The sequence below is a fragment of the Paeniglutamicibacter sp. MACA_103 genome, from assembly GCF_045798555.1.
GTDB lineage: Bacteria > Actinomycetota > Actinomycetes > Actinomycetales > Micrococcaceae > Paeniglutamicibacter.
Window position 1 is genome coordinate 31,244 of sequence record NZ_JBIXLN010000021.1, and the last position, 19,458, is coordinate 50,701.

16 protein-coding genes are annotated in these 19,458 nt (G+C 68.0%); 7 read left to right on the forward strand and 9 right to left on the reverse strand.

Annotated features, from left to right (window positions below; translation table 11 throughout):
• Positions 1-74: 74 nt before the first annotated feature.
• The 4 genes from ACIPVK_RS11475 to ACIPVK_RS11490 all read right to left on the reverse strand — a co-directional run bounded on the left by ACIPVK_RS11475 (position 75) and on the right by ACIPVK_RS11490 (position 4,715).
• Complete coding sequence (locus ACIPVK_RS11475) at positions 75-962, reverse strand: 1,4-dihydroxy-2-naphthoate polyprenyltransferase (RefSeq protein WP_407612152.1); 888 nt, start codon at positions 960-962, stop codon at positions 75-77.
• Positions 963-1,056: 94 nt separating this feature from the next.
• Positions 1,057-2,424, reverse strand: coding sequence for a short-chain fatty acid transporter (locus tag ACIPVK_RS11480; protein WP_407612105.1), 1,368 nt, complete (start codon positions 2,422-2,424; stop codon positions 1,057-1,059).
• 169 nt (positions 2,425-2,593) lie between these two features.
• Positions 2,594-3,721, reverse strand: a complete 1,128-nt coding sequence (locus ACIPVK_RS11485) for an AMP-binding protein (RefSeq protein ID WP_407612106.1) — start codon at positions 3,719-3,721, stop codon at positions 2,594-2,596.
• A 22-nt stretch (positions 3,722-3,743) separates the two neighbouring features.
• Positions 3,744-4,715: a 1,4-dihydroxy-2-naphthoyl-CoA synthase gene (locus ACIPVK_RS11490; protein ID WP_407612107.1), complete on the reverse strand. Its 972-nt coding sequence runs from the start codon at positions 4,713-4,715 to the stop codon at positions 3,744-3,746.
• Between the two features lie 371 nt (positions 4,716-5,086).
• On the opposite strand from ACIPVK_RS11490, the gene ACIPVK_RS11495 reads away from it, so the two are divergent.
• Entirely contained in the window at positions 5,087-6,538 is a 1,452-nt protein-coding gene (locus ACIPVK_RS11495) for an amino acid permease (protein WP_407612108.1), read from the forward strand.
• A 144-nt stretch (positions 6,539-6,682) separates the two neighbouring features.
• Here ACIPVK_RS11495 and ACIPVK_RS11500 read toward each other — a convergent pair whose 3' ends face one another.
• Positions 6,683-8,125, reverse strand: a complete 1,443-nt coding sequence (locus tag ACIPVK_RS11500) for an MFS transporter (RefSeq protein WP_407612109.1) — start codon at positions 8,123-8,125, stop codon at positions 6,683-6,685.
• A 348-nt stretch (positions 8,126-8,473) separates the two neighbouring features.
• On the opposite strand from ACIPVK_RS11500, the gene ACIPVK_RS11505 reads away from it, so the two are divergent.
• The 6 genes from ACIPVK_RS11505 to ACIPVK_RS11530 all read left to right on the forward strand — a co-directional run bounded on the left by ACIPVK_RS11505 (position 8,474) and on the right by ACIPVK_RS11530 (position 13,264).
• Positions 8,474-9,697 (forward strand): thiolase family protein, encoded by a 1,224-nt coding sequence (locus ACIPVK_RS11505; RefSeq protein ID WP_407612110.1) that lies wholly within the window; start codon positions 8,474-8,476, stop codon positions 9,695-9,697.
• Positions 9,698-9,700: 3 nt separating this feature from the next.
• Complete coding sequence (locus ACIPVK_RS11510) at positions 9,701-10,486, forward strand: enoyl-CoA hydratase/isomerase family protein (RefSeq protein WP_407612111.1); 786 nt, start codon at positions 9,701-9,703, stop codon at positions 10,484-10,486.
• Positions 10,486-11,358 (forward strand): 3-hydroxyacyl-CoA dehydrogenase family protein, encoded by an 873-nt coding sequence (locus ACIPVK_RS11515; protein WP_407612112.1) that lies wholly within the window; start codon positions 10,486-10,488, stop codon positions 11,356-11,358. Before ACIPVK_RS11510 ends, ACIPVK_RS11515 begins: the two co-directional genes overlap by 1 nt.
• Positions 11,359-11,527: 169 nt before the next feature.
• A complete protein-coding gene (locus ACIPVK_RS11520; protein WP_407612113.1) occupies positions 11,528-11,914 on the forward strand; it encodes an antibiotic biosynthesis monooxygenase family protein in 387 nt (128 codons plus the stop codon).
• A 15-nt stretch (positions 11,915-11,929) separates the two neighbouring features.
• A complete protein-coding gene (locus ACIPVK_RS11525; protein ID WP_407612114.1) occupies positions 11,930-12,625 on the forward strand; it encodes a tyrosine-protein phosphatase in 696 nt (231 codons plus the stop codon).
• 42 nt (positions 12,626-12,667) lie between these two features.
• The gene (locus ACIPVK_RS11530; RefSeq protein WP_407612115.1) at positions 12,668-13,264 is read left to right on the forward strand and encodes a GNAT family N-acetyltransferase; all 597 of its coding nucleotides are present in this window, start codon (positions 12,668-12,670) and stop codon (positions 13,262-13,264) included.
• Between the two features lie 54 nt (positions 13,265-13,318).
• Here the strand turns inward: ACIPVK_RS11530 and ACIPVK_RS11535 are convergent, their stop codons facing one another.
• The 4 genes from ACIPVK_RS11535 to ACIPVK_RS11550 form a co-directional block, all read right to left on the reverse strand.
• Entirely contained in the window at positions 13,319-13,870 is a 552-nt protein-coding gene (locus ACIPVK_RS11535) for a hypothetical protein (RefSeq protein ID WP_407612116.1), read from the reverse strand.
• Between the two features lie 112 nt (positions 13,871-13,982).
• On the reverse strand, positions 13,983-16,397 hold the full coding sequence (locus ACIPVK_RS11540; RefSeq protein WP_407612117.1) for a GNAT family N-acetyltransferase: 2,415 nt from the start codon (positions 16,395-16,397) through the stop codon (positions 13,983-13,985).
• Positions 16,394-17,737, reverse strand: a complete 1,344-nt coding sequence (locus ACIPVK_RS11545) for a lysine N(6)-hydroxylase/L-ornithine N(5)-oxygenase family protein (protein ID WP_407612118.1) — start codon at positions 17,735-17,737, stop codon at positions 16,394-16,396. The genes ACIPVK_RS11540 and ACIPVK_RS11545 overlap by 4 nt, the downstream gene beginning before the upstream one ends.
• Positions 17,734-19,257, reverse strand: a complete 1,524-nt coding sequence (locus ACIPVK_RS11550) for a pyridoxal phosphate-dependent decarboxylase family protein (protein WP_407612119.1) — start codon at positions 19,255-19,257, stop codon at positions 17,734-17,736. Before ACIPVK_RS11550 ends, ACIPVK_RS11545 begins: the two co-directional genes overlap by 4 nt.
• Positions 19,258-19,458: the final 201 nt, after the last annotated feature.

Consider the following 19,458-nt stretch of genomic DNA (forward strand, 5'->3'; position numbering starts at 1 on the left):
AACGGGCCCTGCCGCTTTCGCGGCAGGGCCCGTTGCTTGGGCGAGGAGGGGGAGCGTGCCGGCTCCCGAAAGGACTACGCCAGCACCCTGCCCATCACGATGGCGACGGTGAAGAGCGCGGCGTAGGCCAGGTTGATGATGCCGGTCTGCTTGAGCACCGGGATCAGGGCACCGGGTTCGTGCCTGCGCAACACGGTCCAGCTGGGCGCCAGGGCCAGCGGCACGGTGAGCAGGATGAGCCACATCCATGGATTCGTGGACACCATGACCAGCGGCAGCACGATGGCCACGGCGAGCATCATGACATAGCTGACGCGTGCGGCGGGGTCGCCCAGCCGCACGGCCAGGGTAATCTTGCCGACTTCCCTGTCGGTGGGGATGTCGCGGATGTTGTTGGCCATCAGCAGCGCCGTGGCGACGAGTCCGGTTCCCACGGCCCCGAGGTAGGCCGGAAGCGTGAGCTGGTGCGCCTGGGTGTAGGTGGTTCCCAAGGTGGCCACGAGGCCGAAGAAGATGAAGACGAAGACCTCGCCCAGCCCCCGATAGCCGTAGGGGTTCTTGCCCCCGGTGTAGCCCCACGCCGCAAAGATTGCCGCGACGCCGACCAGCAACAGCGGCCAGGACGCGGTGTACACGACGAGGAACGCGCCCACGATGCCTGCGAGCCCGAAGCAGGCGAAGGCCGCATTGCGGACCGTGGCCGGCTTGGCCAGCCCCGATCCGGTCAGGCGCAGGGGGCCGACACGGACGTCGTCGGTGCCGCGGATACCGTCGGAATAGTCGTTGGAGTAGTTCACCCCGACCTGCAACAGCAGGCCGACGACGAGGGCCAGGAGGGCTTCGAGCCAGGCGAGCTTTCCGGTGGTGTGCACGGCGGCCGCCGTGCCGATGATCACCGGGGCAATCACAATGGGTAGGGTCCGCAAGCGTGCGCCCGCAACCCATTGGGCAATCGTAGCCACCATCAATCCTCTCGCTGCTTCCAAAAAACCTGCAGCCCCCATTCTCTCCCGCCCGTTGGCAGGGGAGAAATTCCGCCGGCGAGAGCGGGCGCCGCTAGAACGAGACGATCAGCAGGGTTGCGGCGAAAACGATCCCGGAGGCGATCAGCACGATCGTGGTGTAACCCAGGATGTCGCGCATCTTCAATCCCGCGATGGCCAGCAGCGGCAGGGCCCAGAACGGCTGGATCATGTTGGTCCACTGGTCGCCGTAGGCCACTGCCATGATCGGGATGGCCGGGTCCACGCCGAGTTCCGCGGCTGCGGTGAGCATGATCGGGGCCTGCACGGCAAACTGCCCGCCGCCGGAGGGGACGAAGAAGTTCACCAGCCCGGCCGAGAGGAACGCCAGCACCCCGAAGGTCTGCGGCGTGGAGATCGATACGAACACGTCCGAGAGCACCTGGATCAGCCCGGTCCCGGTCATGATGCCCAGGATTCCGGCGTAGAGCGGGAACTGCAACAGGATCTCCCCGACATTCGATGCCGCGTGCTTGGTCAGCGCCATCAGCTCGAAGGGGCTGCGCACCAGCAGCAGGATCAGGGCAAGGAAGGACCAGTTGACGATGTCCAGGGTCAGCGTGCCGCCCGTGGAGAAATGGATGACGAGGTAGGCCAGCAGCATCGCGCCGAGCAGCAGCGTGGGCAGGCGGCTGGCGTCCAGGCGGTCGGCGGGGGTGCTGACCTCGTCGTCGACGGCCACGAGTTCCTCGCGGGCGTCCTGCACCAGCTCGACGATCTTGTCGTTCCCGCGCGGCGCGACGAGGTACAGGGACACGGCCACCAGGACGATGGTGGCCACCGTGGCGATCATGTTCCAGGAAGAGAAGGTGGTCTCGGAAATCGACAGCGGCCCGCCGAGCTGCTTGGCGATGAACGAGTCGGGGGTGGCGGCGGTCAGCGGCCCTGAGCCGGAGTAGCCCATATGCCAGACCACGAACCCGGCGAACCCGGCGGCCACGAGCATCGGGAAATGGAAGCGGATGCCGCGTTCGCGTCCCTGGGCTGCGACCTCGCGGGCCAGCAGCCCGCCGACCACCAGTCCCAGGCCCCACGTGATCAGGGAGGCCACGGCGGCCACGAGGAAAACGAACACATAGCCCTGGAGCGGGGTCTTGGGGATGCGTCCCAAAAAGCGCAGGAGCCTGCGCACCGGCCGCGTGTTGGCCAGGATGAATCCGAGCATCAGGACCAAGGCCATTTGCGTGATGAACGCCAGCAGCCCGGCCAGCCCGTCTCCCCAGCTTTGCACGATGAGCAACGGGCTGGAGCCGGTGATCAGCAGCGCGAGGATGGCGACGATGAAGGTCAGGGCGATGGCGAAGACCAGTGCCGAGGGGATGAAGCGTTCGACAACGTTGTTGATGGGCCGCATGGCCCGTGAGATCGCTGTTCCACCTTGCGGCGCGGCGGTCTTGCTCATGAACTAACACCTCTTTGTGCGGATCCGACAGGGCACCTGGCCAAAAACATGCGCTGGCCAGTGATGTTGCCCACGCTACGTCAGGATCGCCGGCTTCCGGGCATGCAGTCGCCGGGGCCGGGGGTGTGTCGCGCGTTCGGCTGCGGCGGAACCAGCCGCAGCCTGCCGGTCAGTCGGAGGACTCGGCCAGCCGGGCAGCGAGCAGCATCCGGTCGATCTTCCCGTTGGGCAGCAGCGGCAACGCCTCGACCCTTTGCAGGCGGCGGGGCACCGCGGCGGCGCCGAGCGACCCGCGCACCGCGGCGGCCAGCGATTCCGGTCCGGCGCTGCCGACATAGGCGGCGCCGACCTGCTGGCCCCATTGCGCATCCGGAACCGGAACCACCGCCGCTGCCGATACTCCCGGCACGGTTTCCAGGACGTGCTGGACCTCGGCGGCGGAGACCTTGATGCCGCCGGTGATGATCACGTCGTCCGCGCGGCCGGTCACCGAGAGCACGCCGTCCGTGTAGCTGCCCAGGTCGTCGGTCGCGTACCAGCGCACCCCGGAATCATCGACGCTGAAGTGCCTGGCGGTCAGCTCCGGGTTGCCGAGGTAGCCCGAGGCAAGGGTGGGCCCGCCCAGTAGGATGCGCCCGTCGAGGACCTTGATCTTTACCCCGGGAAGGGCCTTGGCGTCGTAGACGCAGCCGCCGGCGGTCTCGCTGGAGCCGTAGGTGAGGTGGAGCTTCAGCGAATGCCTGGCCGCTTCGTCCAGGACGGCCCGCGGGGCACGTGCGCCGCCGAGCAGGATCGCGTCGAAGCGCCGCAGGGTTGCCAGCGTTTCATCCGTCGGATCGGTGAGCAGGCGCTGCAACTGGGTGGGAACCAGGGACACCAGTCGCTTGGAATCGGTCAGCGCCGCAGCGGCGGCATTGAAGCCCGCCGCGTCAAAGCCGGTGCCAAGATCCATGGCCCAGGGCCGGGTTCCCGCGTAGAGGCTGCGCGTCAGCACCGCCAACCCTGCAACATAGTGCAGGGGCAAGGCCAGCAGCCACTGTCCCTCGAAGCCCAGGTACTCGGCCGTGGCCATGGAGGAATTGGCCAGCGCATCGATCGACAGGGCGGTGCGCTTCGGGGTGCCGGTGGAACCCGAGGTGCGCACCACCGCGGCGATGTCCTCCAGCCCGTCCAGCTCCGCGACGGGCACCGCGTTCACGAAGTAGTCGTTGTTGGTGGCGCCGGGCAGGATTTCCACCGCCGGGCCGTCCTCGTTCAGCGAGGCGGACAGTGCGGCGAGGGCGGGCTCAGGGTTCATGGTGGTGCCTTCCGGCCTCGGATTAGAAGTAGTAGGGGTGGGGGGACCAGTCGGGGTCGCGCTTCTGCAGGAACGCGTCGCGGCCCTCGACGGCCTCGTCGGTCATGTAGGCCATGCGGGTGGCCTCGCCGGCGAAGACCTGCTGCCCGGCCAGCCCGTCGTCGGCCAGGTTGAAGGCGAACTTGAGCATGCGGATGGCCTGCGGGGACTGGCGTGCAATGTCCGCGGCATATTCCAGGGCGACCTCCTCGAGTCGCGCGTGGTCCACCGCCTCGTTGACCGCACCCATGCGCACCATGTCCTCGGCGGAGTGCTCGCGGGCGAGGAAGAAGATGGAGCGGGCATTCTTCTGGCCGACCTGGCGGGCCAGCAGCGCCGAGCCGTAGCCGGCGTCGAAGGACCCGACGGTGGCGTCGGTCTGCTTGAACTTGCCGTGCTCGCGTGAGGCGATGGTGAGGTCCGAGACCACGTGCAGCGAGTGCCCGCCGCCGGCGGCCCAGCCGTTGACCACGGCGATGACGACCTTGGGCATGGTGCGCATCAGGCGCTGGACCTCGAGGATGTGCAGGCGCCCGGCGCGGGCCGGGTCGATCGAGTCGGCCGTCTCGCCCTCGGCGTAGCGGTAGCCGTCGCGGCCGCGGATGCGCTGGTCCCCGCCGGAGCAGAAGGAATGCCCGCCGTCCTTGGGGGAGGGGCCGTTGCCGGTCAGCAGGACGGTTGCCACGTCCGAGCTCATGCGGGCGTGGTCCATGATGCGGTAGAGCTCGTCAACGGTGCCGGGGCGGAACGCATTGCGGACCTCGGGGCGGTTGAAGGCGATGCGCACCGTCGGCAGGTCGCGGACGACGGCGCCGGTCGAGTCGCGTTCGACCTGGCGGTGGTAGGTCATGTCCTCGAGGTCGAAGCCCTCAACCACGCGCCACTGCACGGGGTCAAAGATGTCGGAAACCTTGGCTGGCAATTGTTCGGTGGATTCAGAGGTGCTCACAATCATGAATGCTATCGGTTCGGGAGCGATGGGGGCGAAAGCGGTGCAGTTCGCCGGATGGCCTGGCGTGCGCAACGCCTCGGCCCGGCGAGGTGATGTGAGCTGTTCAACAAATGGCACTTGCGCCCTGGTGCTGGCCTGTGGGCTGCAGGAAACTGCCGTCCCACCAGTGAACTTGTGCCAAGTCCGGTGGCAGGAAGCACCGATTGGGGCTGGTGTCCCCGCTCGTCCGCCGACTTCATGCCGGGTGGCAAAGTGCGGTAAGTTTGCGGCTTGCACCCCACCCGATGTTTGATCGGGCGCGCCCCCACGGGGCTTGCCGGGTGCCGCCCCGTTTTACCGATGCGGGTTGATTGAGTCACCAAAGGAGCCACACGTTGGAACCACACAACGTCCGAGACCACCAGCATCCCGTCGCCACCAAGGAAGCGGAACTGACGTCCGAGGGATACAAGAAGACCCTCACCCGCAGGCACGTCCAGATGATCGCCATGGGCGGCGCCATCGGCGTGGGCCTGTTCATGGGGGCCGGCGGCCGCCTGGCCTCGACCGGACCCGCCTTGATCTTCTCCTACGCCATCGCCGGGTTGATCGCCTACTTCCTGATGCGCGCGCTGGGCGAGCTGATCATGTACCGCCAGTCTTCGGGTTCCTTCGTTTCCTACGCCGGCGAGCTCTTCGGCGCCAAGGGTGCCTTCCTCTCGGGCTGGATGTACGTGCTGAACTGGGCCATGACCGGCATCGCCGAGCTCATCGCCATCGGCCTGTACTTCACCTACTTCTTCCCGGGCGTCCCGGTGGAGGCCGCCGCGCTGTGCGCGTTGGGCCTGCTGGTTGCCGTGAACCTCTTCAGTGCCAAGGCGTTTGCCGAGTTCGAGTTCTGGGCGTCGTTCCTGAAGGTCGCGGCCATCGTGCTCTTCCTGTGCATCGGCACCTACCTGGTGGTGACCAACGCGCAGGTCGGCGACGGGCATGCCTCGGTGTCCAACCTGTTCGCCGGCGAGGGCGGCATGTTCCCGCGCGGATTCATGATCACCATCCTGGTGCTCAACGCCGTCATCTTCGCCTACAACGCCATCGAGCTGGTCGGCATCACCGCCGGCGAGATGGAGGACCCGGCCAAGGAGGTTCCCGCTGCCATCCGCGCGGTCGTCGTGCGCATCGTGGTCTTCTACGTCGGCTCGGTGACGCTGCTGGCCATGATCGTTCCGTGGAACCACTTCAAGGCCGGGGAAAGCCCGTTCGTCACGGTCTTCGACCAGCTCGGTTGGGGCTGGATCGGCGGGGTGATGAACTTCGTGGTCATCACCGCCGCGCTCAGCTCCTGCAACTCGGGCCTGTACTCGATCGGCCGCATCTTCCGCGCCATGGCCAACAACGGGCACGCCCCGGCGTGGCTGACCAAGATGAACAAGCGCTACGTCCCCTACGCCGGCATCCTGGCCATCGGCGGGGTCTACTTCGTGGGCATCATCCTCAACGTCTGGCTCGGCGGGACCTACGCCTTCGACCTGGCGCTGAACACCGCCTCGATCGGGGTCCTGTTCACCTGGGCCTCGATCTTCGCCTGCCAGCTGATGCTGCGCAGGAAGCGCGGCAACGTCTCCTCCCTGCCGATGCCCGGTTCGCCCTACACCAGCTGGGCGGGCCTCATCGCCCTGGCGATCATCACGGTGCTGATCGGCTTTGACACGCTCACCGGCCCGGACGGCGAGGTCTTCCACCTGGGCCTGTACACCATTGCCTGCATCCCGCTGATTGCGGCCGGTCTCTGGATTGGCTGGCAGAAGGCCAAGCACAACACTGCCAAGAGCGAGCTCTACTCGTAGCCGACCCGGCTGCAAGCCGCAGCAAACGGACAACACAACGGCGGGTGGGCCGTTCCCCAGGAAATCTTGGGAACGGCCCACCCGCCGTTGTCGTCAACGCCCGCGTTGCGCGATGGCGGCAGTGCGGGTGAGGCCGGTCCGAAATTACGGCCGGGGCGCTACGGCGTCCGTGTCGGCCAGGATGCCCGTCTCGTGGGCGTCGGGAATCTCGGTCCCGCGCAGCGACGCACCGGCGGTCTCGGGAAGGTGCCGCGTGGCCACCAGGCCGATGGCGCAGGCAATCATCATGTAGACGGCCGGGAACAGCAGGAAGCCGGTCTTGTCGATGACCGCCTCGTTGACCATGGCCGCGGTTCCCCCGAAGATCGCCGTTGCGACGTTGTAGGTCACCGCGAAGCCGGCAAACCTGACGTGCGAGGGGAACATGGCCGGGAAGGTCGCGGTGATCGTGGCCAGCTGCGGGATGTAGAGCAGGCCCAGGATGGCGAAGCCCAGGATCGCGAGCGGGAAGCTCTTGCCCATGAGCCAGAACAGCGGCAACGCCAGCACGAAGAGTCCGACCAGCGAGGCGAACCACATGGGTTTTCGGCCCACCCTGTCCGACATCGATCCGGCAAACGGGATGACCGCCATCATGGCGACCTCGCCGATCAGGATCACCATCAGGGAGGCCTTCGGGTCAAGGCCCAGCTGGCCCTCGAGATAGGTCGGCATGTAGCTCAAGAGCGTGTAGTTCACGACGTTCAGGGCGATGACCAGGCCGCTCATGACGAGCATCGGGCGCCAGTACCCGCGGATGAGCCCGGGCAGCGAGCTCTTCTCCTGGACCTCGCCGCGTTCCTCGAGCTCCTGGAAGACCGGGGTGTCCTCCAGCTTGTTGCGCAGGTAGAGGCCGACCAGGCCCATGGGCAGGGCCATCATGAACGGCACGCGCCAGCCCCAGTCCATCATGGCCTCATCGCTCAGTGCGACCTGGAAGCCCAGCATCACTGCCGTGCCCAGCGCGAAGCCACCGAGCGTCCCGAACTCCAGGAACGAGCCGAAGAAGCCGCGCTTCTTGTCGGGGGAGTATTCGGCCATGAACGTTGCGGCGCCGCCGTACTCGCCGCCGGTGGAGAACCCCTGGACCATGCGCAGGAGCACCAGCAGCACCGGGGCCAAGACGCCGACCTGCTCGAAGGTCGGCAGGACGCCGATGAAGAATGTCGCCAGGGACATCATCAGGATGGTGAGGGCCAGGATGTGCTTGCGGCCCAATTTGTCGCCCAACGGGCCCCAGACCAGGCCGCCGAGCGGCCTGACCAGGAATGAGAGCGCGAATGTCCCCAGCGCCATGAGGGTTCCGCCCTCGGTGGGGAAGAAGTGGAAGGTAATGTACGTGACTGCCACGGCATAGACGCCGTAATCAAACCATTCGGTGAGGTTCCCCATGGCCGAGGCGGCGGTTGCCTTGCGGATTTCGCGGCGGCCGGCGGTGGTGGATAGGTCGGGGCCGATATCCTCGCCGAAATCCACCGGTTCGGTGGCCTGGGTTGCCAGCGGTGTGGCTGTGTTTGGTTGTATGGGTTGGCTGTTTTCCGGCTGCATTGCTGCTCCGTTTGCTATTCAGCTTTCCGTCGACCGGATGCCCGCCCAATTCCCTGTTGACGGCCCTGGACGGTGACGGTCCACGATCCGGGGGTGCCCCGGAGTCGGTCAAGTGGACGACGATACGCGCACATAATCAATGCGTCAACGCGGGCGGGTTTGTGTCCGGGCGGGTTGACCTTGGTTGTGGCAAGATGGGATTGTATTAGTGAACGAATGGTCGGTAATTGTGCGTGGCGTGGCCAGACACAGGAAACCGGGGCCAAAGCACGGCGCACGATGGGATGATTTCGCGGGGCAAGCCGCCGGGGTTTTCCCCATCCGATGCCGAATGACGAAGGAGTTGTTATGACCGAGGCTTTCTTGGTGGGCGGAGCCCGCACCCCGGTGGGACGATACGGCGGATCGCTGTCCAGCGTGCGCCCCGACGACCTGGCGGCAATCGCCATCAAGGCGGCCGTGGAACGGGCGGGCATCGACCCGTCTGCCGTGGACGAGGTCATCTTCGGCAACGCCAACGGGGCCGGCGAGGAAAACCGCAACGTGGCCCGCATGGCCTGGCTGCTGGCAGGATTCCCCGACACCGTGCCCGGCATCACCGTCAACCGCCTCTGCGCCTCCGGAATGAGCGCCATCACCATGGCCAGCCACATGATCAAGGCCGGTGCCGCGGACATCGTGGTGGCCGGCGGCGTCGAATCCATGTCGCGCGCCCCCTGGGTCATGGAAAAGCCCGACAAGGCCTTCGCCAAGCCGGGTGCCACCTATGACACCTCCATCGGCTGGCGCTTCCCCAACCCCGAATTCCTCTCCGGTGAGCTGTCCCGCGACGGCAAGGCAACGTTCTCCATGCCCGAGACGGCCGAGGAGGTCGCCCGCGTCTACAACACCTCGCGCGAGGACTGCGACGCCTTCGCCGTGCAGTCGCACGAACGCGCGATCGCCGCCATCGAGGCCGGGCACTTCAAGGACGAGATCGTCCCGGTTGTCGTCAAGACCCGCAAGGGCGAGACCGTCGTGGACACCGACGAGGGCCCGCGCCCCGGCACCACCATGGAGGTCCTGTCCAAGCTGCGTCCGGTCGTGAAGGGCGGTTCGGTGGTCACCGCGGGCAACGCCTCGACGCTCAACGACGGCGCCTCGGCGATCATCGTGGCCTCCGCGGCCGCCATCAAGAAGTACGGCTTGGTTCCGCGCGCCCGCATCATCGACGGCGCCTCCGCGGCCCTGGCCCCGGAAATCATGGGCATGGGCCCGGTCCCCTCCAGCCGCAAGGTCCTGGAGCGCTCCGGCTACACGGTCGGTGACCTCGCCGCCGTGGAACTCAACGAAGCCTTCTCCTCGCAGTCCCTGGCTTCCATGCGCGAGCTGGGCATCGACCCGGAGATCGTGAACCGGGACGGCGGCGCCATAGCCCTGGGCCACCCGCTGGGCTCCTCGGGCTCGCGCATCGTGATCACCCTGCTGGGCCGACTGGAGCGCGAAACCACGGACGGCGGGTCCAAGCTCGGCCTGGCCACCATGTGCGTCGGCGTCGGCCAGGGCGCCGCCCTGCTCATCGAGGCGGTCTAGTACATGGCCGAGAACCTACCCGCGGACGGCTTTTCCACGCTGCAGGTCAGCGAGTCCGATGACCGGTTGCTGGTCGCGCTCAACCGGCCCGAGGTGCGCAACGCCATCGACCAGCTGATGGTGGACGAGCTGCACACCGTCTGCTCGTACCTCGAAGCCAACCCCAAGATCCTGATCCTCTGCGGCACCCCGGCGGACCCGGACGCCGGAACCAAGGGGATCTTCGCTTCGGGCGCCGACATTGCCCAGCTGCGCGAGCGGCGCCGCGACGACGCCCTGGCCGGGATCAACTCCGGGATCTTCGACCGACTCGCCAAGCTGCCCATGCCGGTCATTGCGGCCCTGGACGGCTTCGCCCTGGGCGGCGGGGCCGAGCTGGCCTACGCCGCGGACTTCCGCATCGGCACCCCCGACCTGCGCATGGGCAACCCGGAAACGGGGCTGGGCATCATGGCCGCGGCCGGGGCCACCTGGCGCCTGAAGGAACTGGTCGGCGAGCCGCTGGCCAAGGAGATCCTGCTGGCCGGCAAGGTGCTCAAGGGCGAGGAATGCCTGCGCGTCGGGCTCATCACCGAGCTGGTCGAAGGTGCAGACCTGCTGTCCGCCGCCTCCGCGCTGGCCGACCGCATCGGCACCCAGGACCCGCTGGCGGTGCGCATCACCAAGTCGGTGTTCCACGCCCCGCGCGAGGCCCACCCCGTCATCGACACCCTGGCCCAGGGCATGCTGTTCGAATCGCAGGCCAAGTTTGACCGCATGGCCGCCTTCTTGGATCGGAAGAAAAAGTAATGGAAACACTCCCCAACGCGCTGCCCGCCAAGGTCGGCGTGCTCGGCGGCGGACGCATGGGCGCCGGCATAGCCCACGCGTTCCTCATCAACGGCTCCGACGTCCTGGTGGTCGAACGCGACGAGGCCAGCGCCCAGGGCGCGCTGGAGCGGGTCACCGAATCCGTTGCCAAGTCGATCGCCCGCGGCGGCGTGGCCGAGACCCGGGAACAGATCACCTCCCGCCTGCGCGTCTCGGTGGACTACGCCGACTTCGGCGATCGGTCCCTGGTCGTCGAGGCCGTCCCGGAAATCTGGGACCTAAAGGTCTCTTCGCTGAAGAAGGTCGAGGAAAACCTCGCGCCCGGCGCGATCCTGGCTTCGAACACCTCCTCGCTGTCCATGAGCGGGCTGGCCGCGGAGTTGGCGCGTCCGCAGGACTTCCTGGGCCTGCACTTCTTCAACCCGGTCCCGGCCTCCACCCTCATCGAGGTGGTCATCGCCAAGCAGAGTTCCGATTCCGTCATCGAGGCGGCCCGTGCCTGGGTTGCCGGACTGGGCAAGACCGCCGTCGTGGTCAACGACGCGCCCGGCTTTGCCAGCTCGCGCCTGGGAGTGGCCATCGCACTGGAGGCCATGCGGATGGTCGAGGAGGGCGTGGCCACCGCGCAGGACATCGACAACGCGATGGTGCTGGGCTACAAGCACCCCACGGGTCCGCTGAAGACCACCGACATCGTCGGCCTGGACGTGCGCCTGGGCATCGCCGAGTACCTGCACGAGACCCTGGGCGACCGCTTTGCCCCGCCGCAGATCCTGCGGGACCTGGTGGAGCAGGGGCACCTGGGCCGCAAGACCGGTCGCGGATTCTACGACTGGTCCGAATCCAAGTAGACCCCGGGCCGACCGAAGCCGGTGGAGCCATGGATCATTGATCCATGGCACCACCGGCTTCCGTGCATCTGCGGGAGGACGAAATGGGCAGCCGCGCAAGATCTTCGGTAGCGTGGAAGCCGAGCCGTCCAGGCACCCCTGGCGGACGCCGTGGGAAGGGAAAACAACCATGTATGTCGTCACGAACCGCATCGATGTCCCGGAGGAACGAGCAGCAGCCTTCGAGGAACGTTTCATCGGCAACATGCGCTCCAACCTGCCCAAGGTCCAGGGACTCTCGCGGGCAACGCTTGACCGCCCCGTCGACCCGGCGGCGCAGTACAAGGTGACCATGGAGTTCGACACCGAAGCGGACTTCGAAACCTGGCGCGATTCGGAGGCGTTCCGCGCCTCGCATGCGCGGCCCGCGACGGCCCCCGGCAACCAAGGCGCGGCAGCGGATGAGCCGAAGACCGCGGCGCCCACGACCGGCGCACCCAACGCCGGCGCACCGCGTGCGGCCACGGGCCCCGAGCACCACATCCGCATCGAGACCTACGAAGGTCCCCGGGCGTAGGGGAGAACGATCTCGATGGTGGAATCCCTGGACCAGCCGCAGTGGGAGGGCGCCGTCAACGCCAGGATCGTGCTGGGCAGCATCTACCGCATGGGCCGGCGCGAGTGGCTGACCAGTGCCGGATGGCAGCAGGCCCATGCCGACGGCGTGCGCACGGTCATCGACCTGCGCAACCCCGAGGAGGTGCGCCGGCGCCCCACCGACCCGCAGGTCGACGAGGCAGCCACTGCCGGAATCACCATCGTCCATGCGCCGACCGAGGAACCCGGGCACCCCGAGTTCGAGCAGCTCGCGGTGCCCTACATGAACCATCCGCGGATGTATCCGCGAAACATCGAATTCTTCCCCGACCGCATCGCGGAGGTGTTCCGCCAGATTGCCGCGGCCCGCGGAAAGGTGGTGCTGCACTGCTCCGCCGGGCGCGACCGCACCGGGCTGATCGTGTCGATGCTGCTCAAGTTGGTCGACCGGCAAGACCTGCTCGAAGCCCAATACGAGGCCTCGCTGCGCGGGATCAACGACTGGCACAAGGTCAGCCCGGTCAAACACCCCTACGAGTCCTACCTCGAGGAGCCGGAGCTCATCGGTCCGCTGAACGAGCGGCTGGAAGCGCTGGGGCGGTTCGTCGATTCGCTCGGGGTCGAATCCTTCCTGCTGGAGCACGGGCTGAGCCCGGCCGAATTGCACGAAATCAGGAAGAAGATGGCCTGAGCACGACGACCATCGCCGCCCGGGGCGTCATAGGCTGGAACCATGACAAAAATCGAACCACTGACGTTGCGCGGGCGCCTGGTGACCCTCGAACCCCTGCGGCGCGAGCACCACGACGAACTCGTTGACGCGGTCAACGACGGCGAGGTCTTCGGCCTGTGGTACACGGTGGTGCCCGAACCCGGGAAGATGCGCGCCGAGATCGACCGCCGGCTTCAGTTGCAGGCGCAGGGATCGATGCTGCCCTTCGTCACGCGGCGCAATGCGGATTCCGTGGTGCTGGGCATGACGACCTACATGGACATCGATCCGACCCTGCCCAGGGTCGAGATCGGGTCGACCTGGAACCGGGCTTCGGCGCGCGGGACGGGCACGAACGTCGATGCCAAGCTGCTGCTGCTCACCCATGCCTTCGAGGTCCTCGGCTGCCCGGCCGTCGAGTTCCGCACGCATTGGATGAACATGCCCTCCCGTGCCGCCATCGAACGCCTGGGCGCAAAGCTGGACGGGGTGCTGCGCTCGCATCGACGCATGGCCGACGGGTCCTTGCGCGACACCTGCGTCTATTCGATCATCGCCTCCGAATGGCCCCAGGTCCGGTCCGGACTGGAGCACCGGCTCACCCGGCACCTGGGATGAGCAGGGTAGCGGCCCCCGGAACCATCGCCGATTGGCGTCTCCCGCCGGCACGGCTCACCTGGTGCCCAGTTCCGAGGACATGACGGTGACGTCGTACTCCACCTCCGGATAGGTCCACAGTTCCACGAAGGTGGAAGTGCCGTCCTCGGTTCCCCCGCCGCCCTCCGCAACCCGGCAGGGGTCCAGGTCGTAGCGGGCCACCACGATGCCGCGTACGTCGAACGACCGGATGGCCATCGGCGCCTCCTCCTCGCACGAGACCAGCAACCACAGCAGCGCACCCGAGCGTTGGTACGGCAGCACGATCCTTGAATCGCCCCGGCCGTGAAAATGCATCAGCACCTTTTCGGTGCCTGGCTGGGAACCGGGGAGGGGGCTCTTGCCCTGCTCGATGAGCTCGGCATGTGTCGGTGGGTTCTTGCCGGCACCACCGGCGTCCGCCGCGGGAACGATGCGAAAGACCTTGGTCTCGGGTATGAAGGACGGCCCGAGATCCGGTGCGATCGTAGTGGGCGCGGGCAATGAATCGTCCACGAGCATGGTGCATCCGGCGAGCAGGAAGATCAGGCCAAGCCGGGCCGATGATGCGGCCAACAGATGCAGCATGCCTTGAGGGTACCGCTCAGATCGTGGCCAGCATATAGCGCGGTTTAACGAAGATCCGGGTTGCCCGGGGACCGCCGATGGAGGCTGTCCCCGGGCAACCCGGAAGGGCATGTCAGGCCCCGCGCCCGGCCAGCGGGTTGGCCAGGGTGCCGGCGTAGATCAAGCCGCCGGACTGGTCGGCGAGATCCAGCATTTGCGCGTTGTTGCGCAGCTGCAGCCGGTTCAGGCAGGAGAGCTCGAAGGATTCGGCAAACAAATCCAGGGCGTCGAAGGCCTCGGCCGTTTCGGGGGTCCGGTTCCGGTAGGCCAGCAGCCTCTCCGCGGCCGTCTCCCAGAACGTCTCCTCGCTGCAGGTTCCCTCGCGGGCCAGCATTGGCGCCAGGAAGCGCAGGAAGCAGTCGACGATGTCGGTGAACACCACCAGCCGGCGCTCGGAGGCCGGGACGGCGGCGCGGATCCGCTCGACCTCGGCCGGCAGCGGCTGCCTGTCCCCGAGCACCGCGACCTCCTCGGCGAGGTCCTTGTGCAGCACGCGGACGGGCACGGAGTCCTCAAGCACCAGGATGACGTTTTCCCCGTGCGGCATGAACGCCAAATCGTAGCGGCACAGGCAATGCACCAGGGGGACCAGGTAGGCGTCGAAGTAGCGGGCGAGCCAGTCGGTCGCCTCCAGCCCCGAACGCCGGATGTGCGCGGCGGCCAGCGAGGCGCCGGCGGAATCCAGGTGCAGCAGCGAGGCCATGGTGGCCAGCTGCTGGCCGGGCTCGATGAGCCCGGCGGGCGATTCGCGCCAGAGAGCCGCCAGCATCTTGCGCTGCGGTGCGTCCTTCCCGGCTGCCTCGAAGAGCGGGGACGAATAGCCGGCCGCGGCGATCTCGCGCAGCAGACCCACGTTGCCCCGCCCCAGTTCCGCATCGGACTCGAAGAGCGAGGTGAGCCAGGCGTTGATCGCCGGGGTGCCCTCCATGTAGGCGGCCGAGAGCCCGCGCATGAACCCCATGTTCAGCACCGACAGTGCCGTCTTCACGTAGTGGCGCGCAGGTGCGCTGCGGTTGAAGAAGGTGCGGATCGACTGCTGCGGCTGGTAGAGGTCCTCCCCGGCACCCAGGTGCACCAGGTGCCCGCTGGCCACGTCGGGGGCGAAGCTGATGGCCAGCTTGTGCTCCCACTGCCAGGGGTGGATGGGCAGCAGCACGAAGTGCTCCGGATCCAGGCCGCTCATCGCGCAGGCGTCGGTGATCCGGGCGCCGAAGCGCTCCAGCTGCGCTGCCCCGAGCTCGGATTCCAGCAGGGCCTCGATGTCCAGCCCGGGAAGCGTGCTGTAGCGGGCGCGGGATTCGTGCGCGGCCACCCACTGGAGCTTCAGCGCGGCACCGGTCTCCGGCGCGTAGCCGAGGTAGTCGTTCGCGCCCAGGCCCAGGCGGCCGTTGTTGGCCACGAAGCAGGGGTGCCCCTCGGTCATGGCGGCCTCGGTGCGCTGGAAGTCGGCGACCGCGTCCCCGGTCCCGGCGGCCAGCTCGGCGGCGCTTGCCGTGGAGTGCAGCTGCTTGTAGCAGTGCGAAGCCAGCGTGCTGCCGATCTCCTCGAGGTACACCGGCAGCTGGGCCGCTGACAGGCCCAGGGTGTCGCGGAAGGCCAGCACGAAGCCGGCGGCGTCGACGGCGGCGGGCTCCCCGTTGACCGACAGCTGCAGGGAGTCCGGGTCGATGACCCAGTGCTCGAGGCCGTGCACGGTGGCGGCGAAGCGGTATTCGTGGTTTCCGGTGCCCAGCGACCAGCCCTCGGCCTCGGGGACCGGGGTGATCAGGCGTTCGTGGGTGAACTCGGCGATGGCCTTGGCCAGCAGGTGCCGGTTGGCGTCCTCCCAGCGGCCCGGGGACAGGTGCCCGGCGGCGCTCGAGGGCCGCCCGGTGGCCTCGGCGAAGTCCGCCCGGGTGCATAGGGACAGCAGCGCGGTCTTGGCCGGGGTGTCGGCCCCGGCCGGCAGCTCTATCCGTCCGGCGGGGCGGAAGCCGAGCCGGGAGTTCAGCGAGTGGACGGCGGTGTTGGCGGCGTCCGGCTCCACCACCACGCGCAACACGGCCGGGTCGGCGAAGAGGTGGGCAAGTCCCGCCTCCATGGCCGCGGCGCTGAAGCCGGGCAGCGCCCTGCCGTCTCCCGGACCGGCCAGCAGCAGGTGCATGCCCGCATCCCCGTGCCGGTGCTCGTAGCGGCCGGCGAGGACCGAGTGCTCCGGGGCGTAGTGCTCGAGCAGGAACACCGGCTCGGGCCCTGCCTGGTGGCGCCCGGCGGGCAACAGGCCCAGCAGCACGTGGTGGTGCGCCGAGGCATCGAGTTCCTCGTAGGCGGCCCTGACCTCGGCGACCGTGGTCCCGTTCATGCCCCAGTAGCGGGCCCGCTCGGTGTTCACCCAGCCGTGGAGCAGTTCGGCGTCGGTTGCCGGGTCGAAGCGGCGGAAGGTGAAGTCGGTGGCGGCAGGCGCGGTGCGGCGGGCCGGGGGGAGGACGATGGCTGGCGTGGAAATCATGCGTGGGCTCCTTCGAGCGCGGGGGAAACGGATGCGGGGGAGTCCGGGGAGGGGCTGCCGAAGCTCTGGAAGCCGATGCGCTTCTCCACGGCGTAGTGCTCGTATCCCAGGATCCGGTTGATGATCACGGAGTTGCGGTAGGCGCCCATGCCCAGGTCCGGGGCGGTGAAGCCGTGGGTGTGCAGCTCGGCGTTTTGCACCAGCACGTCGGCGTCGTCGCTGACGGCGTAGTTCCGGTCCACGTCGAGCCGGCCGTCGGGCAGACGGTTGATGCGCTCCCCGAGGTCTTTGACGAAGTCGGGCTCGCGGTAGGCGTAGCCGGTGGCCAGCACCAGGGTGTCGGCCACCGTGGAGAACTCCCCGCCGTCGTCCTGGTTGCGCAGGTTCAATTGCAGGGCGCCGTCGCGGTGCTCGACTCCCTGCAGTGCGGTGGCCGCGCGGAGGGTGACCGGGGCGTGCCCGGAGACCTGGCGGCGGTAGAGCATCTCGTGGATCTCGTCGATCAGGTCGGCGTTGATGCCCTTGTAGAGGCCCTTCTGGCTGGAAGAGAGCGCATCGCGGGTGCCCTGCGGCAGCGAGTGGAAGTGGTCGATGTACTCCGGGGAGGTCATTTCCAGGGTCAGCTTGGTGTATTCCAGCGGGAAGAAGCGCGCGGAGCGGGTGACCCATTCCAGGTGCGTGTCCGGGCCCAGGGTCCCGAGCAGGTCGGCGAAGACCTCCGCGGCGCTCTGGCCGCTTCCCACCACGGCGATGCGGGATCCGGCGGCGATCGCCGCGCGGGCCGGGCGGTAGCCGCTGGTGTGCACAGCCTGCCCGGTTCCCAGCACGCATTCGGGGACGGAGGCCGGGACGTAGGGGGTGGTGCCGGTGCCCAGCACCAGGCGCCGGGTGCGCACGGTGTGCACCCCGTCGCGGGTGTGCACGTCGAGTTCGTACACCCCGTCCTCGAAGCGGGCGGCGGCCACGTGTGCGCCGAAGTGCACCGAGGGCAGGCGGGCCGCTGCCCAGCGCAGGTAGTTGTTGTACTCTTCGCGCAGCGGGTAGAAGTTCTCGCGGATGTAGAACGGGTAGAGGCGCCCGGTGTCCTTGAGGTGGTTCAGGAAGGAGAGCGGGTGGGAGGGATCGGCCATGGTGACCAGGTCGGCCATGAAGGGGACCTGCAGGTGCGTGCCTTCCAGCATCATGCCGGGGTGCCAGGCGAACTCCTCGGCGCTCTCGAACACCAGCACGTCGAGGCCCGGCACGGTGTCGGCCAGGGCCGCGAATCCGAGGTTGAAGGGGCCGGCGCCGATGGCCACGGCGTCAAGGATGCGGTCCGTGTTAGGAAGCGTGGTGCTCATGCCTGCACCTCCATCAGGGTGCGCTCGCCGGAAAGCCGGCGGCCGTGCCCGACGATGGCGTCCAGGATGGCGGAGACGTCGCCGATGGTCGTCTGCGGGTTCAGCAGCGTGAGCTTGAGGTGGCGCACTCCGTTGATGGTGGTGGCGGCGACCATGGCCTCGCCGGAGTCGTAGAGCGCGGTGCGGATCTGGTTGGCCAACGGGCCGGGCCCTTCGTCCACGGGGAACGGCGGCACATAGCGGAAGACCACGGTGCTGAGCTGCACCTCGGCCGCCAGCTCGAGTTCCGGGTGGTCCTTCACGAGTTGCCCGGCGGCGGCGGCCAGGTCCATGACGCCGTCGAACATCGTGCCCAGGGCCTCGGCGCCGATCGAGCGCAGCGTCACCCAGAGCTTCAGTGCGTCAAAGCGGCGGGTGGTGGCCAGCGACTTGTCGACCTGGTTGGGGGTGCGCCCGGCCTCGGCGGCCGGGTTCAGGTATTCGGCGTGGTGCGAGACCAGGGCGAGGGCTGCGCGGTCGCGGACCAGGATCGCGCTGGAACCGATGGGCTGGAAGAAGGACTTGTGGAAGTCCACGGTCACCGAGTTGGCGGCCTCGATCCCGGCCAGCAGCCCGCGGTGGCGCGGGGATCCGAGCAGCCCGCAGCCGTAGGCGGCGTCGACGTGGAACCAGGCGCCGTGTTCGGCGGCCAGTTCCCCGATGGCCCCCAGCGGGTCGATCGAGCCGAAGTCGGTGGTGCCTGCGGTGGCGACGATGGCCATGGGGCGCAGCCCGGCGGCCACGTCGTCCTCCAGGGCGCGCCGCAGCGCGGCGGCATCCATGCGGTGCAGCGCGTCGCACTCCACCGCAACGACCGCCTCGGCGCCCAGCCCCAGCAGGGACGCGGAGGTGGAGATGCTGAAGTGGCTGTCGGCCGAGGCATAGATCCGCAGCCCGGCGAGTCGCTCGGGCAGGCTTCCGGGCTTGCCGGCAACAGCGGTGTTGCGGGCCAGCAGCATGGCCTGCAGGTTCGAGGCGGTGCCGCCGCTGGTGAAGACTCCGTCGGCGTCCGGGCCGAGGCCGGCCAGGTCGGCCGCCCAGTCGATGAGGCGCTGCTCGATGAGCGTGGCGCCGGCACTCTGGTCCCAGGTGTCCATCGAGGTGTTCACGGTGGTGACCAGGGCCTCGGCCGCGATGGCGGGTAGCAGCACGGGGCAGTTGAGGTGCGCGGCGTAGCGCGGGTGGTGGAAGTAGACCGCGTCCCGCAAATAGAGCTCGGTGGCTTCCTCCAGGGCATCGGCGGTGTTGCCGAGCGGGGCGCGCAGGTCCACGGCGTCGAGCCGGGCGCGCAGTGCGGCCGGGCCGGGGCCGGTGGTGGGTCCCGCGGCGGCCGCGATGGACCGGGCCGCGAGCCTGGCGGCGGCGCCGAATTCTTCGGCCATGCGTTCGGCGGTGTCCCTGCCGAGCAGCTGTTCGGCGGCGACCTCGAGGGATCGGGTGGGCGTGGACAGGGTTTGCGCCAGGGGACGTTGGGGCGTCATGGGGCTCCTTCAAGATCGGGGAATGCCACGAGATGGTAGGCAAAGGTTATGCTTACCTAACTCGCACCGAGATATTAAAGGCATAGGCGAGGCTTCTAATACAACTTAAGTTCAATACACAACCAATAAAGTCCTAGTCGGACGGGCCAAAGTGCCCGTCCGGCTGCCGCGCACCCGCAAACGGTGTGCCGCGCCGGATTC